At 49.1% G+C, this 20,957-nt stretch carries 16 protein-coding genes and 1 pseudogene; 15 read left to right on the top strand and 2 right to left on the bottom strand.

The window, feature by feature from the left end; translation table 11 throughout:
• Positions 1–212: 212 nt before the first annotated feature.
• From MUB35_RS18345 to MUB35_RS18290, 13 genes and pseudogenes are all read left to right on the top strand, one after another.
• Positions 213–1,820, top strand: coding sequence for a sensor domain-containing diguanylate cyclase (locus MUB35_RS18345; RefSeq protein ID WP_244806591.1), 1,608 nt, complete (start codon positions 213–215; stop codon positions 1,818–1,820).
• Positions 1,821–1,981: 161 nt separating this feature from the next.
• A complete protein-coding gene (locus MUB35_RS18340; protein ID WP_244806590.1) occupies positions 1,982–2,848 on the top strand; it encodes a hypothetical protein in 867 nt (288 codons plus the stop codon).
• A 12-nt stretch (positions 2,849–2,860) separates the two neighbouring features.
• Positions 2,861–3,685 carry an MBL fold metallo-hydrolase gene (locus MUB35_RS18335; protein ID WP_244806589.1) on the top strand — a complete coding sequence of 275 codons (825 nt, stop codon included), beginning with the start codon at positions 2,861–2,863 and terminating at the stop codon, positions 3,683–3,685.
• Between the two features lie 276 nt (positions 3,686–3,961).
• Positions 3,962–4,753, top strand: a complete 792-nt coding sequence (locus MUB35_RS18330; RefSeq protein ID WP_244806588.1) for an SseB family protein — start codon at positions 3,962–3,964, stop codon at positions 4,751–4,753.
• 14 nt (positions 4,754–4,767) lie between these two features.
• Positions 4,768–5,574: an amidohydrolase family protein gene (locus MUB35_RS18325; protein WP_033142749.1), complete on the top strand. Its 807-nt coding sequence runs from the start codon at positions 4,768–4,770 to the stop codon at positions 5,572–5,574.
• Between the two features lie 45 nt (positions 5,575–5,619).
• Positions 5,620–6,453: a PHP-associated domain-containing protein gene (locus tag MUB35_RS18320; RefSeq protein WP_033142750.1), complete on the top strand. Its 834-nt coding sequence runs from the start codon at positions 5,620–5,622 to the stop codon at positions 6,451–6,453.
• 2 nt (positions 6,454–6,455) lie between these two features.
• Entirely contained in the window at positions 6,456–7,748 is a 1,293-nt protein-coding gene (locus tag MUB35_RS18315) for a homoserine dehydrogenase (protein ID WP_033142751.1), read from the top strand.
• Between the two features lie 2 nt (positions 7,749–7,750).
• Positions 7,751–8,956: an alanyl-tRNA editing protein gene (locus MUB35_RS18310; protein WP_244806587.1), complete on the top strand. Its 1,206-nt coding sequence runs from the start codon at positions 7,751–7,753 to the stop codon at positions 8,954–8,956.
• Between the two features lie 7 nt (positions 8,957–8,963).
• Positions 8,964–9,095 (top strand): annotated as a pseudogene (locus MUB35_RS31035) (hypothetical protein); the annotation flags it as partial.
• Positions 9,046–10,110, top strand: a complete 1,065-nt coding sequence (locus tag MUB35_RS18305; RefSeq protein ID WP_353964000.1) for a phosphotriesterase — start codon at positions 9,046–9,048, stop codon at positions 10,108–10,110. The pseudogene MUB35_RS31035 and the gene MUB35_RS18305, both read left to right, overlap by 50 nt.
• Before the next feature lie 390 nt (positions 10,111–10,500).
• Positions 10,501–11,478: an Rpn family recombination-promoting nuclease/putative transposase gene (locus MUB35_RS18300; protein ID WP_244806586.1), complete on the top strand. Its 978-nt coding sequence runs from the start codon at positions 10,501–10,503 to the stop codon at positions 11,476–11,478.
• A 394-nt stretch (positions 11,479–11,872) separates the two neighbouring features.
• Positions 11,873–13,675 (top strand): ABC-F family ATP-binding cassette domain-containing protein, encoded by a 1,803-nt coding sequence (locus tag MUB35_RS18295; protein ID WP_244806585.1) that lies wholly within the window; start codon positions 11,873–11,875, stop codon positions 13,673–13,675.
• A gap of 132 nt (positions 13,676–13,807) precedes the next feature.
• Positions 13,808–14,743 (top strand): tocopherol cyclase family protein, encoded by a 936-nt coding sequence (locus MUB35_RS18290; protein ID WP_244806584.1) that lies wholly within the window; start codon positions 13,808–13,810, stop codon positions 14,741–14,743.
• Here the strand turns inward: MUB35_RS18290 and MUB35_RS18285 are convergent.
• Positions 14,713–15,096: a winged helix-turn-helix transcriptional regulator gene (locus MUB35_RS18285; protein WP_225305343.1), complete on the bottom strand. Its 384-nt coding sequence runs from the start codon at positions 15,094–15,096 to the stop codon at positions 14,713–14,715. The genes MUB35_RS18290 and MUB35_RS18285 overlap by 31 nt on opposite strands.
• Before the next feature lie 234 nt (positions 15,097–15,330).
• On the opposite strand from MUB35_RS18285, the gene lon reads away from it, so the two are divergent.
• Positions 15,331–17,598 carry an endopeptidase La gene (gene lon, locus MUB35_RS18280; protein ID WP_244806583.1) on the top strand — a complete coding sequence of 756 codons (2,268 nt, stop codon included), beginning with the start codon at positions 15,331–15,333 and terminating at the stop codon, positions 17,596–17,598.
• Between the two features lie 116 nt (positions 17,599–17,714).
• Positions 17,715–18,341, top strand: a complete 627-nt coding sequence (locus MUB35_RS18275) for a flavodoxin family protein (protein ID WP_033142757.1) — start codon at positions 17,715–17,717, stop codon at positions 18,339–18,341.
• A gap of 51 nt (positions 18,342–18,392) precedes the next feature.
• Here the strand turns inward: MUB35_RS18275 and MUB35_RS18270 are convergent, their stop codons facing one another.
• Positions 18,393–20,855: a cation-translocating P-type ATPase gene (locus MUB35_RS18270; RefSeq protein WP_118594059.1), complete on the bottom strand. Its 2,463-nt coding sequence runs from the start codon at positions 20,853–20,855 to the stop codon at positions 18,393–18,395.
• Positions 20,856–20,957 lie beyond the last annotated feature (102 nt).

The following is a 20,957-nucleotide window of genomic DNA, read 5'->3' as shown; positions in this document are numbered from 1 at the left end:
GGAACCGGTACAGCGGAAGGAAAATACACCTTCCGCTGTTTTTGTATATATCTCACAGTTACATGACAAAAATATACAAAAAAGAACAGAACGGGACAACGCTTCACCTTTACCTCTTCCTTTGTTATATGATATAATTACATAAAATGCAGGAAAAGTAAAAAGGATATAAAAGTGTAATGGAAGACTACATACCTGGGGGGAATACGTTTATGCAGCGGAAAAAACTGGAGGGCCGGAAAAAGACGGCGGTTATGGCAGCCGTCTTTCTTGCGGTCAACATACTGGCAGTCTGTCTGATCGGCAGAGGAGAGATAAGAGCAATTGACGGAAATCTGGCAGAACATGCAGGTGACACGGGAAGGGCTTTCCATGAGATTATGGAGAATTACAAGCACTCCTTCCGGCTGTTTGCAGAGATGATGACCCAGGAGATCGGAAACCATCCCGAGCCTGACTCCATCTGGGATTATTTAAAAAGCATGGATTCTAAAATGCTGGAGATTGAGGGAGACACTTTTGACGGGCTTTATATGTATTACAAAGGCCGCTATCTCTATAGCTGGGACACGCCATATTCCCAGTACGAGGAAACCGGGTATGTTGCAACTGAGCGTCCATGGTACAAAGCTGCTGTGGAGGGAAAAGGAGAGATTGTATTCACACCCCCTTATATGAGCTACGCAAACCATTACATTCTGACTACGATCTCACAGCTTCAGCCTGACGGGGAGACTGTCTTTGCCTATGATATCAAAATGGGGGATATCCAGAATCTGGTATCCGGACTCGACCGCTATGAGAAGGAACAGGTAATGATATTCGACGGCAGCGGAACCGTTATAGGAAGCACGGAAGAAAAGTATCTGGGAGGCAGCCTGTACGCGTCTTTGGATGAAACGGCAGACAGTGTGGAGGCTGCCAAAAAAGAGATGGAGGATGCCGCATCCGGTGACCCGGAGGAACTGGCAAAGGCCAAAGATAAGAAGGAAGCAGCAGAGGCTTTCTATGCTTTCAGGCAGGATCTGGGGAACGGGATGGAGAAGCTTCTTGATAAACAAGAAGAGACGGTCCGTCTGAACCTGAACGGCAGGTCACAGTTCGGATATCTGCACAGGGAGCAGGATTTTAACTTTCTTGTTCTGGTGCCTGCCATGTCCATTGTGAAGGCCACCATGACGGTATGGCTGATTCCTCTGCTTCTGACGGAACTTCTGCTCATCTACGTCATAGGACGTGTCAGCAAGGGAATAAAGAACCGGGAGCTGAGAGATGCCTATGTGGAGCTTGGACAGACACAGAGAAGACTTGAAATAGCCCTGAGCGCGGCCCAGAAGGCTGCGGCAGTGGATGACCTGACCGGAATGATGAATTTCAAGTCCTTCCGCAAGGAAATCACCTCAGCCCTGGATGATATGGAGGAAGAGGAGAGAGGTATTCTGGTCATGATAGACGGAGACCATTTTAAAAGCATCAATGATAACTACGGACACAGTGTGGGGGATGAGGTGATCAAACTGACCGCACAGATGATCATCGGACGAATCAGGACCGTGGATCTGGCTTCCCGTCTTCACGGCGATGAGTTCGCAATCTTTATTGCCAACACCTCCGATTATTCGGTTGCCAGACGGATCATGGAGGATATCAACAACACCATCGGCAAAGAGGCAAAACGCCGCAATATGCCGTCCATCACCCTGTCAGCAGGCGCTGTGATCGCCGGACACGGGGATACCTATCTTTCCCTGGCAAAGGCGGCAGATGAAGCGCTCTATGAAGCAAAGGTCACCCACAACGGCGGATTTGCTTATCAATAAAAGAATATCTGACCTGTGAAAAGAAAAGCACAAAGGCTGCAGGCTCCGGCGGAGAAGGAGCGGCAGCTTTTGTGTTTTTATTGTTTTATGGTTATATCTGTCATTGGAATAAACGGAAACTTAGGGTATAATATGGAATAGAAACAGGAAAGGAAAACGCCATGAAAAAAAAGACATTGATTATAATTGCAGTAACAGGTGTGCTGGCCGCTGCTGCGGCTGTTTCGGTTTTCTGGTTTGGAAAGGAAAAAAGGGACAGGGAGGCAGAAGCTGCGGCTTTGGAAGCCCTGTTTTTGCGGGACGGGACCGGTGAGACGGTGGGAAACTATCTGTTCGTAGATACCAGAAACGGAACCCCTTTTACAGGCCCTCTTCCGGAGGGTGCTGTTCTGGATGAACGGGGAGATGAGCTGGAATCGTGGGAGCTTGAAAACGGCGACGTGGTAAAAATCTACGGCAACGGCGCTATGACCATGTCCTATCCGGGTCAGTATCCGGGTATCACCAAAATCGTAAGGATGGAAAAAGAGAACCGGGAGCTGCTGGAACAATACGGTGAACTTCTGAAGCAGTTCAGTTTCCAGGAAGAAGCCTCCTCCCTGCCTTTTTTGAATCTGGAGTACAGCCAGCCTCAGGCAAATGTCACAGCAGCAGTAAACACTGTCGGCGGCTACCGCTGGGAATATGAAAATGAGGACGGTGAGACGGTCAGTGAAACCACAGACGCACCTTCCATTCTGCAGTGGAGCCAGTATGAGGAGATAAAGATACAGGAGCATACGGAAGTAAAACTTGTGTTTTCAAAAGAACCGGAAGAGATCACGGTGATCCGGTACGACTCTTCCATGCAGGGACAGGCAGGGGAGTCAGGGACAGAACCTGAGGGGGAATCCGTGGCGGTCTCTGCGGGGGAAGAGGGCAGTGTCCTGCAGGCAGAACCGGGATTTATCTACAGTGTAAAAGTGAAATGGGACAGCGGGGAAGCGGAATACGGATTTCAGACCTTCCCCATGCCTTCCCTGCAGTAGAGGAGGCAGCAGATGAAGATAACGATATTGAATGAAAATACAGTTTACAGACAGGGGCTTTTTGCAGAACACGGGCTGTCTGTTCTGATCGAGGAGAATGACAGAAGGTTTCTGATGGATACAGGGCAGAGCGATGTGTTTTTAAAAAATGCGGAGACCCTGGGTGTGGACCTGACAAAACTGGACGGTATCATACTGAGCCACGGCCATTATGACCACTGCGGAGGCATGGAATATCTGGATGGCAGCGGCGGGATGCCTCCTGTGTACATACAAAAAAGCGCCTTTGAAAAGAAATACAGCGGTATGGAAGAAGACAAGCGCTTCATCGGCATTCCGGACAGCCACGCTGACTGGATGGCCCATGTCCGCTATACCAAAGACCTGGAAGAGATTGCCCCAGGCTTCTGGCTGATCGGGAAGATCCCGTACCGCACGGATTTTGAAAAGCGGCCTGCCGGCTTCTGGATCCGGGACAAAAAAGACGGAGGGCTTTGCTGGCGGGCAGATGAGATGGAAGATGAACAGATACTGGCCGTGAGCACAAAAAAAGGACTGTGCCTGTTCATGGGCTGCAGCCACAGAGGTGTGGTCAACTGCATTCTGCGGGCAGAGGAAGCCTTGCCGGATATACCTGTTTACAGTGTATTTGCAGGTATGCATCTTGGCAGGGCAGGGGAAAAACAGATCACAGGGACGATTGAGAGCCTGCAGAAGATGAACATCCCGGTGCTCATGCCGGTCCACTGTACGGGAAAAAGGGCAGAAGGCATGATGGCAGCGGCATTTGGAGATTCCTGTATCCTGCCGGAGACCGGACAGGTGCTGGAGTTTTGAGGTTACTGTTCCCTGCGTGCCCAGCAACCCGCTTTGCGATGCACAGATATGGAGCATTCTGCTCCATATCGCGCTGGCTGTCTCGGGATTTTCATGCCTTCGGCCTGAAAACACCTCGCGGGACAGTGGCGTGTGAACAGTAATTTGTAAATTTCCTGCCATAACACAGAATGCAAATTTTTGAGGACAAGAACGGGATTTGGGTGTATACTAAAAGAAGAAAAAGCTGGCAGATTTCTGCCGTTAAAAAAATATACAACAGGAGAACATAGAACAATGGACAAAGTAAGAATGGAGACAATTAAGAAAATTCAGCAGATGGAAGCCTTTTACGTGCTTTTTTCCAGAGGAACCAACAATCCTTTTATCATCTGCGATCCGGAGACATATAATGATCAGGTGTGGGTCTTTGAGGACAGCAAGGATTTGGAGGAAAAGGCAAAACCGTATATGGAGCAGAAAAATCCTGTGGCCTCCATCAAGGTGGAAAACAAAAGTTTCCTGAATTTTTATTCCACACTTTTTACACTGGGTGTCAATGAGGTGGTTTATGTGGAAAAGGATAAGACCACGGAATTTGACCTGGAGGAGATCGTGCGCAGACCGGATTTTTCCCAGCTCCCGGAGAACCAGAGACCGCTGTTTAATCCCCAGCTTCAGCTCACAGGCATTTATTTCATGCAGGAATTCAGAAGGGGCGTGGAAATGTCTGAGAAGGCGAACATCAATGAGCTGGAAGAAGAGATGGCAGCCAATCTGGTAAAGAGCAAATTTCTGGTGGCAGTGGAGAAGCAGGAGGAAGGCCAGGAAAATGTCCAGGTCCCCTATATCAAGAACAAGAACGGCGATGTATTCCAGCCTATTTTTACAGACCCGGGCGAATTCGCAAAGTTCAACAAAGATAAGAAGTTTAAGGCTGTCGTGGTAGAATTTAAAAATCTGGACAAAATATTAATTCCGCTGGCAAAAGGCGTTGTGGTCAATCCCCAGGGCTTTAATCTTATTGTCATGAGTGAACAGTTTGAAAATCTGCTGAAGCGTTTCGGAATCCAGAAAGAAAGCAAATAGGCGGGGCATCCAAAATGATCATAGATTTCCATACACATATATTCCCGGATAAAATAGCCGGGGCTACCATAGAAAAGCTTTCAAAAGCATCCGATTCTCCGGCATATACTGACGGAACCAAGGACGGACTTAAAAGATCCATGGAAGAGTCCGGGGTGGATATATCCGTAGTCCTGCCGGTGGTGACAAAGCCGCAGCAGTTTTCGTCCATTAACCGCTACGCAAGGAAGATCACTCCGGAAGAGTTCTGCGGCGGCGGTGAGTTTCTCTCCTTTGGCGGCATCCATCCGGACACGGAGAATTATAAGGCAGAGGTGGACCAGATCGCGGATATGGGTCTGAAGGGGATCAAGCTGCATCCGGACTATCAGAGAGTATTTATTGACGATATCAGGTACATGCGTATTATGGACCGGGCGGCAGAGCGGGGACTCATTGTCGTTGCCCATGCAGGGGTGGACGTGGGGCTTCCTGAAGTGGTACACTGTACACCAAAACGTGTGGAACATGTGCTTCGCCAGATAGACGGGGGAATCCTGGTAATGGCACACATGGGCGGCTGGAACTGCTGGGAGGATGTGGAGAAGTATCTGGCAGGCAGCAGGCTTTATTTTGATACCGCTTACAGCCTGGGACATATGGAGGATGAACAGTTCATACGTCTGTCCCAAAAACACGGCGTGGATAAAATTTTGTTTGCCACGGACAGTCCATGGGATGGTCAGAAGGAATTTTTATCCCGTTTACGGGAAATGAATATGAAAGAGGATGAAAAAGAAGCCATTTTGGGGGAGAATGCGAGACGAATTTTAAAGCTGTAGATTTGTTTTGAGATCTGCAGCCTGTTGGGAAGGAGATGTTTTGTCGTGAAAATTGACATGCACTGCCATACAAAAGAAGGATCTATAGACGGCAAAGTGAGCATCGAAGAATATATCCGTATGCTGAGAAACCAGGGATTCGGCGGAATGCTCGTGACGGATCATGATTCTTATGGGGGATTCCGCCATTGGAAAAAGAATATCAAGGGTCAGAAATACTCGGATTTTGTGGTGCTCAAAGGAATCGAGTATGACACGCTGGATGCAGGACATATTATTGTCATTATGCCGGAAAGCATCAAGCTTCGTCTGCTGGAGCTGCGGGGGATCCCCATCCAGATGTTGATTCCCATAGTACACAACTATGGCGGAATCCTGGGACCGGCTCATCCCTGTGGGGAAAAATATATGAGCTTTATGAATGCCAAGGCCTATAAGAGGAATCCTGATATTTTAAAAGAATTTGATTTTATTGAGACCTTTAATGCCTGTGAATCCTTAGAGGTCAATGAAAGGGCAGCCAGGCTGGCAGAGAAGTACAATCTGACAGGCACGGGCGGAAGTGACGCCCACAGGGCTGACTGCGTGGGAAAAGCATACACAGAGGTGCCGGACACCATTACCTGTGAATCGGATCTGATCACGGAGATCATCAAAGGCACCAAGTTTGAGTGCGGCGGCGAGATCTATAATAAGACCACCAAGGACAAAATAGGTAAGGCCAATGCGGTTCTGGTCCATTCCTTTTGGGTCTACAACAAGATTGGTGGATGGAGCAAGGCCTTTAAACGGAATAACAAGATGAAAAAAGGGTTTATCGAGAGGGTGGAGCAGGTTGTGAAACCCAAAAAGGAGGAGCCGGAGGACGGAGAAGAATAGTTATGAGTGAAAAAGTGATAAAAGCTGCCCTGCTGGGGCTTGGAACCGTTGGAAACGGTGTATATAAAGTTCTGAAAAACCAGAGAGAAGAGATGGAGAAAAAAATCGGAGCCGTGGTGCAGGTGGAAAAGATCCTGGTCCGCAATCTGAAGAAAGCGGCTGCCAAGGTGGAAGATCCTTCCATACTGACCAATGACTGGAAGGCCATTCTGGAGGATCCGTCCATTGAGATCGTGATCGAGGTCATGGGTGGATTTGAGCCTGCAAGGACTTATATTCTGGAAGCGCTGCGGGCAGGCAAGCATGTGGTGACGGCAAACAAGGATCTGGTGGCCTCCAATGGCGGGGAGCTGTTAGACTGCGCGGCTGAGCACCAGTGTGATTTCCTTTTTGAAGCAGCAGTGGCCGGGGGCATACCCATTATCCGGCCGCTGAAGCAGTGTCTGGCCGGCAATCATATTGAGGAAGTCATTGGCATTGTAAACGGCACTACCAACTTTATCCTGACCAAAATGACCCAGGAGGGGATGGAGTTCTCTGAGGCGCTGGCTCTGGCCACAGAGCTTGGCTATGCGGAGGCGGACCCGACTGCGGACATCAGGGGATATGACGCAGGGCGCAAGATGGCGATCATGGCATCTATTGCCTTTAACTCACGGGTGACTTTTGAGGATGTGACCACTGAGGGCATCACCCATATCACAGCAAAGGATATCCGCTATGCAAAAGAGCTGGGCTGTCTGATCAAGCTGCTGGGACTTGCAAGGAACACAGAGACGGGAATCGAAGTGCGGGTACAGCCCATGCTGATTTCCGAGAGCCACCCCCTGGCTTCTGTGAATGACTCCTTCAATGCGGTCTTCGTAAGAGGAGACGCTGTGGGAGATACCATGTTCTACGGCCGAGGTGCCGGCGAAATGCCCACAGCCAGTGCCATTGTTGGGGATGTATTTGATATTGTAAGGAATATCCGGTTCGGCTGTACCGGAAGGATAAGCTGTACCTGTTACAAAGAGCTGCCTGTGAAGAAGGCAGATGACATGGACAGCCGCTTCTTCCTGCGCCTGCAGGTGGATGACAGACCTGGTGTGCTGGCCAGCATCGCCAGTGTGTTAGGCAATAACGACGTGAGTATTGCGCAGATGATACAGAAAAATAAAGACGGGGATCTGGCTGAGATCGTGGTCGTGACATCAAAGGTGCGGGAAGGCAATTTCAATGATGCCATGATGATAATCGAGGGCATGAGTGTGGTACATAAGGTTTCGGCCCTGATCCGCGTGTATGGAGACTGAACATGACTGAAAAATTATTTTACAGAGACAGCATGATAAAAGAATTTCAGGCGAAGGTGGTTTCCTGTAGCCCGCTGTCTGAGGAAGAATATACAAATAGAGGAATAAACTATGAGGTGGTTCTTGACAGAACCGCCTTTTTCCCGGTGGGGGGAGGCCAGTATGCGGATACCGGTGTTCTGCGCCTGGCGGATTCGCAGATCCGCGTTCTGGATGTGAGAGAGCAGGATGGCATTGTCCTTCATTGTACGGACAGACCGGCAGAGCCCGGGACTGCTGTTACGGGGGTACTGGATTTTGAGGAGCGTTTTTCAAAAATGCAGCAGCATACGGGAGAGCACATTGTATCCGGGATCGTAAACCGGCATTTCGGTTACCGGAATGTGGGATTTCATCTGGGAGATGAAGCTGTGACCATGGATTATGACGGCCCTCTTTCCGGGGAGGAGCTGCGCAGGATCGAGTGGGAAGCCAATCGGGCAGTGGCAGAGGATATCCCCATAGAAGTCCTGTATCCCACTGAGGAGGAGCTGGATACCATGGTCTACCGCAGTAAGATCGAGATCGAGGGTCAGGTCCGCATTGTCCGTATTCCGGGATATGATACCTGTGCCTGCTGTGCGCCCCATGTAAAGACAACCGGAGCGGTGGGAATGATCAAGATCACCGGTGCTATTCATTATAAAGGCGGCATGCGGGTGAATATGCTCTGTGGTTTCCGGGCGCTTGAAGATTATAACAGAAAAGAGGAGAGCGTGGCAGCCATATCGGTCAGACTTTCAGCCAGACAGGAGGAGGTCGTGCAGGCAGTTTCCCGCCTGGAGGAAGAGATTGCCGGACAGAAAGAGAAGATCAAACGTCTGCAGGAACACTATCTGAAACGCCGTTTGTCAGAGGTCACACCTGATACACCGGCAGTGCTTCTGTTTGAGGAGGAGCTGGACCCGGCCGCCATGCGTCGTTTTGTCAATGATGCCATGGAGATCACTGAGGGTATTTGCGGAGTATTTGTAGGCAGTGACAAGGCGGGCTACCGCTATGTTCTGGGCAGTTCAGGAAGAGATATCACTGCTCTTGCAAAAGAGATGAATCAGGCCTGCAGCGGAAAAGGCGGCGGCAGACCACCCATGGTACAGGGGTCTTTGACAGGGAAACGGAAAGATGTAGAGAAGGTGCTTTTGGGCCGGAAAATCTCCAGCAAAGCGTGACGTACAGGCTGCTGAAAGCAATTTTCAGACACGCTCCGGCGTATATTTATGGATTGGAGGGTTTTACATTTATGAAACGAGTAACAACCGTGTGCGGGGATATTGCTCCGGAAGAATTGGGATTTACGGATATGCATGAACACATTATGTTCAACGGCGCAGATATGGGGGCAATCTGCAGACCGGCCATGCCCACGGACCTGCCGGTCAAATACGAGGATAAGGTCTCCCTGGAGAATATCGGATTTTTGAAGAGAAACTTTCCGCTGGTGCAGGATGCCATGGATCTGAACGACGAGGCCGCCATGACCCGGGAAGTGCAGGAATATAAAGATTCCGGCGGAGATTCCATGGTGGAGCTGAGTGTCCCCGGAATCCGTCTGGATGTGGAAGCAGTCAGACGAATCTCAGAGAAGACAGGCGTCCATGTCATTACCGCTGCCGGTTATTATGTGGAGACTTCCTGGAATGGAAAATATGACGGATGGAGTATCCGGCAGTTTTATGACCATCTGATGGATGAGATCGAAAACGGAATCGAGGATACGCAGATCCGGCCGGGCTGTGTAAAGATTGCACTAAACGATTTTACAGAGGCAGAGGAAAAAGCGCTGAGAGCCGGCGGCCAGGCGGCAAAAGACACGGGGATGTCCATTACCGTACATCCGGATTATGCCTTCGGCGGCACGCCGGGTGAGATCGTGGAGATCCTCATGGAAGAAGGCGTGAATCCGGAGAAGATTGTTATCGCCCACATGGAGACAACCGTGAAAAGACCCATGAAGGAAATGGTCCTCTATCCGGAAAAATGGGGACTGGATCTTGACGTGGCAAAACGTGTGCTGGATAAAGGTGCAAATTTTTCAGTGGAATTTTTATCAGGTGACATCGGCCTGGAGGCCCTCGGAACCGCGCCGATTCCGGACTGGATGAAAATGGCAGGCATTGTGCGTCTTATCCAGCAGGGATACAGCCGCCAGATCGTACTCGGCACAGACATGTGTGTAAAGACCATGTGCAGACAGTTTGGCGGAGAGGGATACTGCAGGCTGACAAAGTTCGGTGTGCCTGCTCTGAAGAAATACGGTGAGGTCTCTGACCTGGCTGTCCGCAATATGACTGTAAACAATCCGGCCAGGATTCTTGCATACTAAATCAGGGCACTGTGTTTTTTTGTTAAGGGTATAAAGAAATTACATAATGCATAGGAAACAGGGGTATCGTTCCGTCTTTGGGAATCGGATACTCCTGTTTTTTTGCTTCAAAGTGTGCTGTTGTCTATAGGAGTACCGGTATATAGTTGTTCTTAAGCAATATTAAAAACAGATATTGCAATATAACAATATGCATTATATAATAGGAGTATAAGCAGAAGAAATAATGTTTATTTGTTCTTATTAAATTTTATAGAAAGTTCATTTGCTCTTTTTTTCTCCGCATGATATTCTGGAAACATCAAATCACTGCATCCAGCAGCATATGTATCCATTCCGGCCGTTCGGCCAGACGATTTCCAGAAATTAAAAATGATATAAGGAGGAAAAATGGGAGTAAAAGATAATATCATTACGCCGTATTTTGAGGACTCTACTGTGTTCTGTGATTTTATAAACGGTGCTGTTTTTAAAGGAAAACAGGTATTGCGGCCGGAAAACATAGAACAGTTACCAAGAGAATTGATCATGCAGCTTCCCTGGGAAACGGATGGCAGATCAAATCAAAAGACCTTGATAAGAGATACAGTGAAACAGGCATATTTTCATACAATGTACGTGATCTTTATTTGTGAAAATCAAAGTGAGGTGCATTATGGAATGCCGGTGCGTATGCTTCTATACGATTCTGTCCAATATGGGGAACAGATGAAAAAGAGGCAGAGAGAAAATAAGAAAATCGGAGACTTGAAAACATCAGCGGAGTTTCTGTCTGGTCTTCATAAAGGAGAGAAACTTATGCCGGTAGTAAGCGTTGTTTTTTATTATGGAGACAGTCCCTGGGACGGACCGCTCAGCATGGAGGAAATGATTCTGCTGCCGGATGATACGGCAGAATTAAAGGAGTATCTGCCGGGGTATAAAGTGCATTTGATCGATGCCAGGAACACAGACCCGGATAAATTTTCGGGTGATTGGAAAGTGATCCTGGAAACATTGAGATGCGGAAACTGTAAGGATGATCTGATAAGATATGTAGAAAGTCATGAAAAAGAACTGGAAGAATTATCGGCGAAAGCAAGCAGAGCTCTGCTTACCATGCTGGGCCGGGATATAAAAGCAGAAAAGGATAAGGAGGAATTTACTATGTGCAGAGCATTGGAAGAATTAAAAGAAGAAGCAAAAATGGAAGAAGAGATTCATGTGATCCGCAAACTGCTGAAAAATGAACTCACTCCGGCAGCCATCAGTCATTGGCTTGATATGGACAAGGCATATATTGATAGAATTGTGGAACTGCAGAATCAATACCCTGACTACAGCAATGCACAAATCCTGGCTGAATATGAGGTATCAAATGCAAAATAATTTTACAAATGATGCAAAACCTTTCTATCCTGAACCCATATGAGGGCACAGCAGCCTGAAGTCTTCAACATCCTGACAGGAAATCCACCATGCATCCGGCGGACGTGGTGTATGCCATAGATAAGGGAAGGTTACTGTTCACGGCCAATGTCCCGGGAGGTGTTTTCCCCAAGGGGATGCTGCGCGATGCGAATCAAAATCCCGAGTTAGCCAGCGCCAAAATGCAATTTATTGCATTTTGTGTGCATCGCGAAGCGTGTTACTGATCACAGAACTGTGCTTTTGCAGGGCCGTGAACAGTAACAAGGGAAGGCTGTCCGGATAGAAGTTGACGTTCTGTTAAAAATCATTTATGATGAATATGGTCAGAATGAGAATAAGAGGAGCGTCACAAATGAACATATTAAATATAGAACATATCAGTAAAATATACGGAGAAAAGACAATCTTTGAGGATGCATCTTTCGGCATCCACGAAGGTGATAAGATAGGCATCATCGGGATCAACGGCACAGGAAAGACCACACTTCTCAGAATGGTTGCGGGAATCGAAGAGCCGGATGCAGGACAGATTGTCAGACAGAACGGGCTGCGCATTGCATATCTGTCTCAGAACCCGGAATTTCCCCAAGATGCAACGGTCTCTTCCTATGCCCTCGGAAAGTCGGCGGAGACAGACTGGAAGGTGCAGAGCAATCTGACGAAGCTTGGAATCGCGGAGTATGACACACCGCTTGCACAGTTGTCAGGGGGGCAGAGAAGGAAGGTGGCTATGGCTAAAGTGCTGGCCTCTGATTTTGACGTTCTGCTGCTTGACGAGCCTACCAATCATCTGGATGAGGAGATGATCGTCTGGCTGGAAGAGTACCTGCGGGAGTACAGGGGCGTGGTACTCATGGTGACCCATGACCGCTACTTCCTGGACAAGGTCTCCAACCGGATCCTGGAGATCAGCCGGGGAAATATGTACAGCTATGATGCCAATTATTCCAGATTCCTGGAGCTGAAGGCCGAGCGGGAGGAGATGGAACTGGCATCTGAGCGCAAACGGCAGAGTGTCCTTCGGATGGAGCTGGAGTGGGCGAAGCGCGGCTGCAGAGCAAGGAGTACAAAGCAGAGGGCAAGGCTGGAACGTCTGGAAGCTTTGAAAAACGGTAAGGCTCCGGTACAGGACCAGGCAGTGGAGATGGATTCCGTGGAGACAAGGATGGGGAAAAAGACCATCGAACTGCACCATGTGAGCAAAAGCTATGGTGAAACCAAATTGGTGGATGATTTTGACTACATTGTGCTGAGAAACCAGAGACTGGGCATTATCGGTCCCAATGGCTGCGGAAAATCCACCCTGATCAGAATGATCGCAGGTCTGATACAGCCGGACGCGGGAGAGATTGAAATCGGGGAGACCATAAAAATCGGCTATCTGGCACAGGAAGAACCGGATCTGGATACGAACCAGCGGGTGATCGACTATATCAAGGATATTGCAGAGTATGTGCAGACAAGAGATGGAAAGATCAGTGCCTCCCAGCTCCTGGAACGCTTTTTATTTACCCCGGATATGCAGTACACGCCTGTGTGTAAACTCTCCGGCGGAGAGAAGAGAAGACTGTACCTGCTCTCCGTGCTCATAAGTGGAGCCAATGTGTATATTCTGGATGAGCCTTCCAACAATGTGGATATCCCTACGCTCACCATTCTGGAGGATTATCTGAATTCTTTTTCCGGGATCGTGATCACAGTGTCCCATGACAGGTATTTTCTGGACAATGTGGTGGACCGGATCTTTGAATTTGACGGCAATGGCCATCTGCAGCAGTATGAGGGCGGATACACGGATTATCTGGAAGCCAGGAAAAACAGGTCTGCAGGTACGGACAGCGGTGTTTCCCTGAAAAAGGAGGTACCGGAGAAAAAAGAAGGGGCCAAAGAGTGGAAGCAGAGCCGTCCGGCCAAACTGAAATTTACGTTCAAGGAACAGAGAGAGTATGATACCATCGACGATGACATTGCGGCTCTGGAGGAGAAGATAGAAAAACTGGACAGAGATATGATGGCAAATGCCACCAATTCATTAAAGCTGTCTGAGATTACTGCCGAGAAGGAAAAGGCGGAGGCAGAACTGGAAGAGAAGATGGAGCGCTGGGTCTATCTGAATGACCTGGCGGAAAAAATAGAAGAACAGAAAAACGCCTGAACAAACAGCGTATAGCGTTTAGAAATGCCGTACATCCTAACTATGTCAATAAAACAGACGCAGTCATATGGGCACAGCCGGTAAAACACCGGTGCCCATGTGCAGATGAATTGAGACATAGAGGTGAAGAACATGAAAGAAACATGTATTCATAAGGGATGTGCGGCATTTTTGTTCCCTTATTTTGAAGGCTGGTATCTGAAACACCAGAACCGGGACGATACCATTGCATTTATTCCCGCAGTCCATGCGGATCAGAACGGACAGTGGACCGTATCCCTGCAGATCGTGACAGAGGAGGGTTCCTGGTATTTTACTTATCCCAAGGAGGCCTGCCGCATCAGCAGAAAGCCCTTTGGTGTAAGGGTGGGGAGAAATATTTTTACGGAAAAGGGGATAAAGCTGGATATAAAAAGCAGAGATTTGACAGTAAAGGGAAGTATTGCGTATGGGCCTTTTGACAGGCTGAAGTATGATATTATGGGATTCTTTAAATATATTCCTTTCCTGCAGTGCAGCCACGGTGTGCTGAGCATGCATCACAGTCTCAGAGGCGGACTGACGGTAAACGGCAGGAAAATCTCTATGACAGGCGGAAGAGGGTATATAGAGACAGACAAAGGCCGTTCCTTTCCGAAGTCCTATCTCTGGACGCAGTGCGGATTCGGGGAACGCAGCAGTGTTATGCTGTCTGCTGCGGATATTCCCTTTTTGGGTTTTCATTTTCAGGGGTGTATCTGTGTGGTACACTGCAGGGGCAGGGAATACAGAATGGCAACTTATCTGGGCGTCCGCATAGAGGAATACGGGGAGGGCCAAGTGACTGTCAGGCAGGGGAAGATGCGGCTCTGTGTACACAGGCTGGAGGAGGCATCCCATGACCTGAAAGCCCCCGTGTGCGGGGAGATGACCCGCACGATCCGGGAAAGCCCTTCCTGCCGCGTCAGATATGAATTCTGGCTGGGGGATGGGCTGGTATTTGATATTATTTCAGAACAGGCATCCTTTGAGCAGGCAGATGAAAGTGCGGGCAGCACCTATTTTACCTCCCTGCATTCTCCGCAGTAGGGGGATTGTGTCCGGAGTTTATCCATATGGAGTTTCCCCCATTTGGACAGGCTTTCAAGCGGCTCCAGAATGCTGCGCCCTTCTTTTGTGAGGGAATATTCCACCCGGGGCGGTATCTCATTATACTGCTCCCGGTGGACAATTCCGTTTTCTTCCAGTTCTTTTAGAGACTGGGAGAGCATCATATTAGTGATACCTACAAGCTTTCGTTTCAGGCTGTTGTACCGCACGGATTCTTCCCGTGCCAGGATACAGATAATGGGGAGCTTCCATTTTCCTCCCACCATATTCAGGGCGTACTTCAGCGGACAGACCGTGTTGTTTTCCTCTTTTTCCATGGATGATGCGTACATAAATCCTTTCCTGCAGCCATTCAGTCAGTTGAACAGCTGCCTTTTCCTTTCTATAGGATCTGAGTAGGTATGAAAAAGCATACCAGGTATGAAAATACTGCGTACTTGTAAAATAATTATTGAATGGTAAAATTATATCACAATACTTGGCGGATTCCAACGGATTCGCTATATATTTTAACTTGATGCTAGCACTCGATTGGGTTGAGTGCTGATAAAGTGAGGAGGATGCATATGATTACAATACCTATTTTTGATATGATGATACTGCCGGGCGTTACCTTTTTTTTCAAAAAAGATATTTTTACAGACCAGGAGATAACAGCAGAGCATGTGGGCGAGGATGTTCTGTTCCTGATGATGAAGCAGGATAAGAAACGGGAGGACATGACACCGGAGGATATCTGTCCCATAGGGGTTTCCGGTAAGATCGAAAGCATAGACGAGGAAGGAAATATTCGTGTCCGTACAAAGGAACGGGTCACAATCTCCGATGTGGAGGTGACCATGCAGTCCATATCCGCCTCAGCAGCCATCTGCGGTGAAGTGGAGGATATTTCCGATGAAGAGATGCAGAAGCGTTTTGAGACACTGAAAAGAGATTTACTGAGATTTGTGCAGATGTTTCAGTGGGGCGTGTGGGCAAGGAGCTTTATCCTGCACTGGAAAAATATGAATGAGATCCTCTGCGCCCTCTCCGGCTACCTGAATCTGTCCTGGCCGGAAAAATATGCTGTTTTGGAGGCGGATACCAGAGGACAGAGATGTGAACGGATCGAGAAGGCCATTTACGAGTTTATCGAGCTGTTCAAAGTCAGCGAGGAGGCCCAGAGTGCCCAGAAGGAGACGCATGAACAGGCGTACAGAGAGTCAGCCATTAAAAAACAGATTGATTTTCTGCAGAATCAGTTGGATGAGATGCATCCTGAAAACATTTCCGATGTGCGCAGATTTGAGAACAAACTAAAAGAGTCGGGTATGAACGAGGAGGCACGAAAAGAGGCTGAAAAGGTATTAAACCGTATGAAGCAGGAGGGCAAGGACAGTCACGAGTACGGTCTTCTCTACGATTATCTGGATTTTGTGACAAGCCTGTCCTGGAAAACTGGTGAGAACCCTGACATTGATCTGGGAGAAGCGGAAAAAATCCTGGATGAGGAACATTACGGACTGAAAAAAGTAAAGGACAGGATCATCCAGCAGATTGCTGTCATGGCATTGAATAAAAAACAGTCAGGCTCCATTCTTCTCTTTGTAGGCGCTCCCGGTACCGGAAAGACAAGTATCGGGCAGAGTATTGCAAAAGCCCTCCACAGGGAATATGTAAGGATCAGCCTTGGCGGTATCCGGGATGAGGCGGAGATAAGGGGACACAGAAGGACGTATGTAGGCGCCATGCCCGGTCGGATCATGGAGGGCATGAAGCGAAGCGGAGCCATGAACCCGGTCATGGTATTGGATGAAGTGGATAAGCTGGCAAAGGATTACGGCGGTGATCCGGCAAGTGCACTTCTGGAGGTGCTGGACCCGGAACAGAACAACAGCTTTACAGACCACTATATGAATGTGCCCTATGACCTGTCAAACGTATTCTTCGTCTGCACGGCCAACAGCACAGACACCATACCGGAGCCGCTTTTAAACCGCATGGAAGTGATACAGTTCCCGGGATATACACCCATTGAAAAGTCCCATATTGCAAGAAAGCATCTGCTTCCCAAGGCTATGAAGAGTATGGGCATCAAGGCCCAGAACCTGAAGGTGACGGATGAGGCCATTATGAAGATCATCAGCGATTATACGGCAGAGGCCGGTGTCCGCGGTCTGAAAAAACAGATGGATATCCTGTGCCGCTTTGCTGCGGTGAAGCTGGTCAGGGGAGAACAGAAGAGCATCACAGTCAGTGAAAAACGTGTCCCTGAATTTTTAGGAAGGAACGCCATGCATCACGAGGGGATTCTTCAGGAAGCCGTACCCGGTGTGGTGACAGGTCTGGCCTGGACCAGGGCAGGAGGAGAGATCCTGTTCGTGGAGACAACGCTGACCAGGGGAAGCGGAAAGGTGAGGATCACCGGACAATTGGGAGATGTAATGAAAGAATCCGCTGAGATAGCCCTGACACTGGTAAAGGCCATGTACCCGGAGGAGACGAAGCAGCTTGACGAGAAGGAGCTGCATATCCATGTCCCCTCAGGAGCGGTTCCAAAGGACGGCCCATCTGCGGGAATCACCCTGGTGACTGCCCTGTCCTCCCTTGTTACAGGAAATGCGGTCAGCCCGGAATATGCCATGACAGGTGAGGTTTCACTCCGCGGCGGCGTTATGCCTATCGGCGGCCTTCCCGAGAAACTGATGGCAGCCCAGAGAGCGGGTGTGAAGAAAGTATTTATCCCTTATGAAAATGTGGAAGACCTGGAGGAAGTGGCAGAGGAGGTGAAGGAAAAGCTGGAGATCATACCGGTGAAAAAAGCAGCGGAGGTACTGAAACGCGTTTTTTCATAAAAATGTGCGGAAAAGGCAGCGCCAGCAGGCATCCAGCCCATAGCAGAGGGATTTTTAAAGGCTGGATGCGTAACAGTCAAGTATCAGCGTCAGCAGACGGGAAAGAAGGCAGATAAATGAAAGTTCTTTTGATCAATGGAAGTCCAAACGAACACGGCTGTACCTACACAGCCCTCTCAGAGACAGCGGAAACGCTGCAGAAACACGGGATTGATACAGAGATCCTGTATCTGGGCAAAAAGCCGGTGGCGGGCTGCATTGCCTGCGGCAAATGCAGAGAGACAGGAAAATGTGTCTTTGACGACAAGGTAAATGAGGTGATAGACAAGCTGGACAGCATTGACGCTATTGTAGTCGGCTCTCCGGTCTACTATGCAGGCCCCAGCGGGCAGCTCACCGCATTTCTGGACCGTTTGTTCTACAGCGGCGGCGGCAGAATGGCCGGAAAGCTGGGAGCCAGCGTGGTATCCTGCAGAAGAGGCGGTGCCAGCGCGGCATTTGACCGGCTGAACAAATATTTCACCATCAGCAGCATGCCGGTTGTCTCATCCCAGTATTGGAATCAGGTACACGGATTTACGCCGGAAGATGTGAGAAAAGACGGGGAAGGACTGCAGACCATGCGTACTTTGGGAGAGAATATGGCATGGCTGCTGAAATGCATTGAGGCGGGCCGTGAAAAGGGTATTTCGTTACCGGAATATGAGGAGCGCATAGCAACACATTTCATTATGCAGAAATAAAAGAAACGAGTGCAGGATACCGGCGGTAAGCGGCGGCAGCCTGCACTCCTTTTATGATAATCCGTTTATCCCGTGCTCTTTTAGACGGAGATAAAGATTGCGGCATTTTTCGATTGCCATGGTGAGGTATCTGAGTACCGGTTCTGTGGCAATGGCAAATACCACGAAGAGCATAATACATTTGGTGGACATGCCGGTGAGGGCAAACAGGTTGTTTAAAAACAGACTGCAGAAGATAAGCCCGGCAATGGTTCCCAGCAAAATCCCCACACGGATCTTGTTCATGGGCGCGCTGATCTTGTAGAGGATCATAAATCCCACGATTGCCAGCAGCATGGTGGCTGCGGTTGAGATATCCGTGGAGTTTACTCCAAAGGTCCGCCCGAACACCACCAGCGCTCCTACTGCCAGAACGTCCGTCAGTGCCGCCGGCATGGCTTTCAGGCATACATTGGTGAGAAAATGCCCCTTGATGATATTTTTATTCGGCTCCAGCGCCAGGAAAAAGGCCGGGATGCCGATGGTGAACATGCTGATCAGGGATACCTGTGAGGGTTCCAGCGGATAGGTCAGCATAAATACAACTGAGAACAGGGAGAGCAGGAAGGAAAAAATATTCTTAACCAGGAACAAACTGGCGGAACGCTGGATATTATTTACCACCCGCCGTCCTTCCAGAACCACCTGCGGCATACAGGAAAAATCAGATTCCAGCAGTACAAGCTGGGAAGCCTGGGCTGCCGCGTCACTTCCTGAGGCCATGGCAATGCTGCAGTCCGCATCCTTCAGGGCCAGCACATCGTTGACACCGTCTCCTGTCATGGCAACTGTTTTGCCGGCTTCCTTTAAGATCTGTACAAACTGTCTCTTCTGGTTGGGAGTGACACGCCCGAAGACGGTGCTGTTCAGGACAGCCTCCCGCATTTCCGCGTCTGTCTCCAGTTCCGAGGCATCCACATAATTCTCAGCCCCGGCGATACCTGCCTGCTTTGCCACTTCAGATACCGTAGTGGGATTATCCCCGGAAATCACCTTCACCTCCACACCCTGCTCGGCAAAGTAGGTAAAAGTCTCCTTTGCCTGCCTGCGGATGGGATTTGCAAGGAGAATGTAACCTAAGGGGATGATGGGGCATTGGAGCGCTTTGCCGTCAATCTTTTCCTCGTAAGTTCCGAATACCAGGACGCGGGAACCTTTGGAGGCGTATTCTAATATTTCATCTCTGTAATCCTCATAATCCTCTTTCAGTACAAACTCCGGGGCGCCCAATACACAGGTCACATCCTCAAAGGTCACACTGCTGTATTTGGTGGCAGAGGAGAAGCCTGTTTTGCTCACGGCCTTTTTGCCGGAGGTGGTTTTGAAATGTTTTTTGATGGCAGCCATGGTGATGTTGTCACTGCTCATGGCCGCTGCAAAATCCCCAATCATCACAGACAGTGGTTCCATCTCTTCGGAATCGTAATCTTCCGTTGCAATGACCTCCTGGACTTCCATGGAGTTTTCCGTGATGGTTCCCGTCTTATCCACACAGAGCACGTTGACCCTTGCCAGCGTTTCAATGCATTTCATATCGTGCAGCAGGACTTTTTTCTGGGCCAGGCGGATGGAGCTTACGGCCAGAGCCACGCTTGCGAGAAGGTACAGCCCTTCGGGGATCATGCCGATGACAGCAGCCACCATGGAGGTGACGCTGGAACGAAACGCCTCATGCTGGAAGAAAAATGCCTGTATGAACAGCACAAGGCCAATGGGGATAATGGCGATGCCCACGAATTTTACCAGCTTATCCAGGGAGCGTATCATCTCTGACTGTTCCCCGCTCTGCATTTCCTTGGCCTCCAGAGTCAGGCGGGAGATGTAGGAATCCTTCCCCACTTTGTCAAGTCTTGCATGACACTGGCCGGATACGATGAAGCTGCCTGACATGAGCCGGTCCCCTTTTTTCTTGGTGATCTCATCCGATTCACCGGTGAGCAGGGATTCATTTACCTGCACTTCCCCGGCGCTGACCTCTGCGTCTGCGCAGACCTGGTTGCCGGCTTTGAAGATGACCATATCATCCAGCACCAGTTCCTCGGCATTAACCACTGAAGTTTTGCCGTTCCGCACCACTGAGGCATTGGGGGCATTTAACATGGTCAGATTATCCAGGACCTGTTTGGCACGCACCTCCTGAATAATACCGATCAGAGTGTTGGCAATGATGACCGGGAGAAAGGTCAAATCCCGGAAAGATCCCACGATACAGAGCAGGACTGCCAGCACTACGAAGATTAAGTTAAAATATGTGAAGACATTGTCATGTATGATTTCCTTTGTGGTCTTGGACGGCGGGTCCACCGCTTTGTTGGTCCAGCCGTGAAGTCTGTGCTCCTGCACCTGCTGGCTGGTAAGCCCGGTTTTGTAATCCGGATGATACCGGGTGGTTGGAATCCTGCGGTCCTTTTTTTCCTCTTGACTGTCAGATAGCTGGGGTTTTGTTTGTTTTTTCAGTTTTATCTGTTTTTTCACGAGTATACTCTCATTCCTTCCTGACGAAGACATTTTGTCTTTCGTATTTTCTGTATCTGATGCATATATTCTAACACAGAAGAGAGAAAAATACCAATTTAT

This window comes from Blautia sp. NSJ-175 (genome assembly GCF_022867815.1).
GTDB lineage: Bacteria > Bacillota > Clostridia > Lachnospirales > Lachnospiraceae > Blautia > Blautia celeris.
This window is presented reverse-complemented; position numbering and strand designations above follow the sequence as displayed.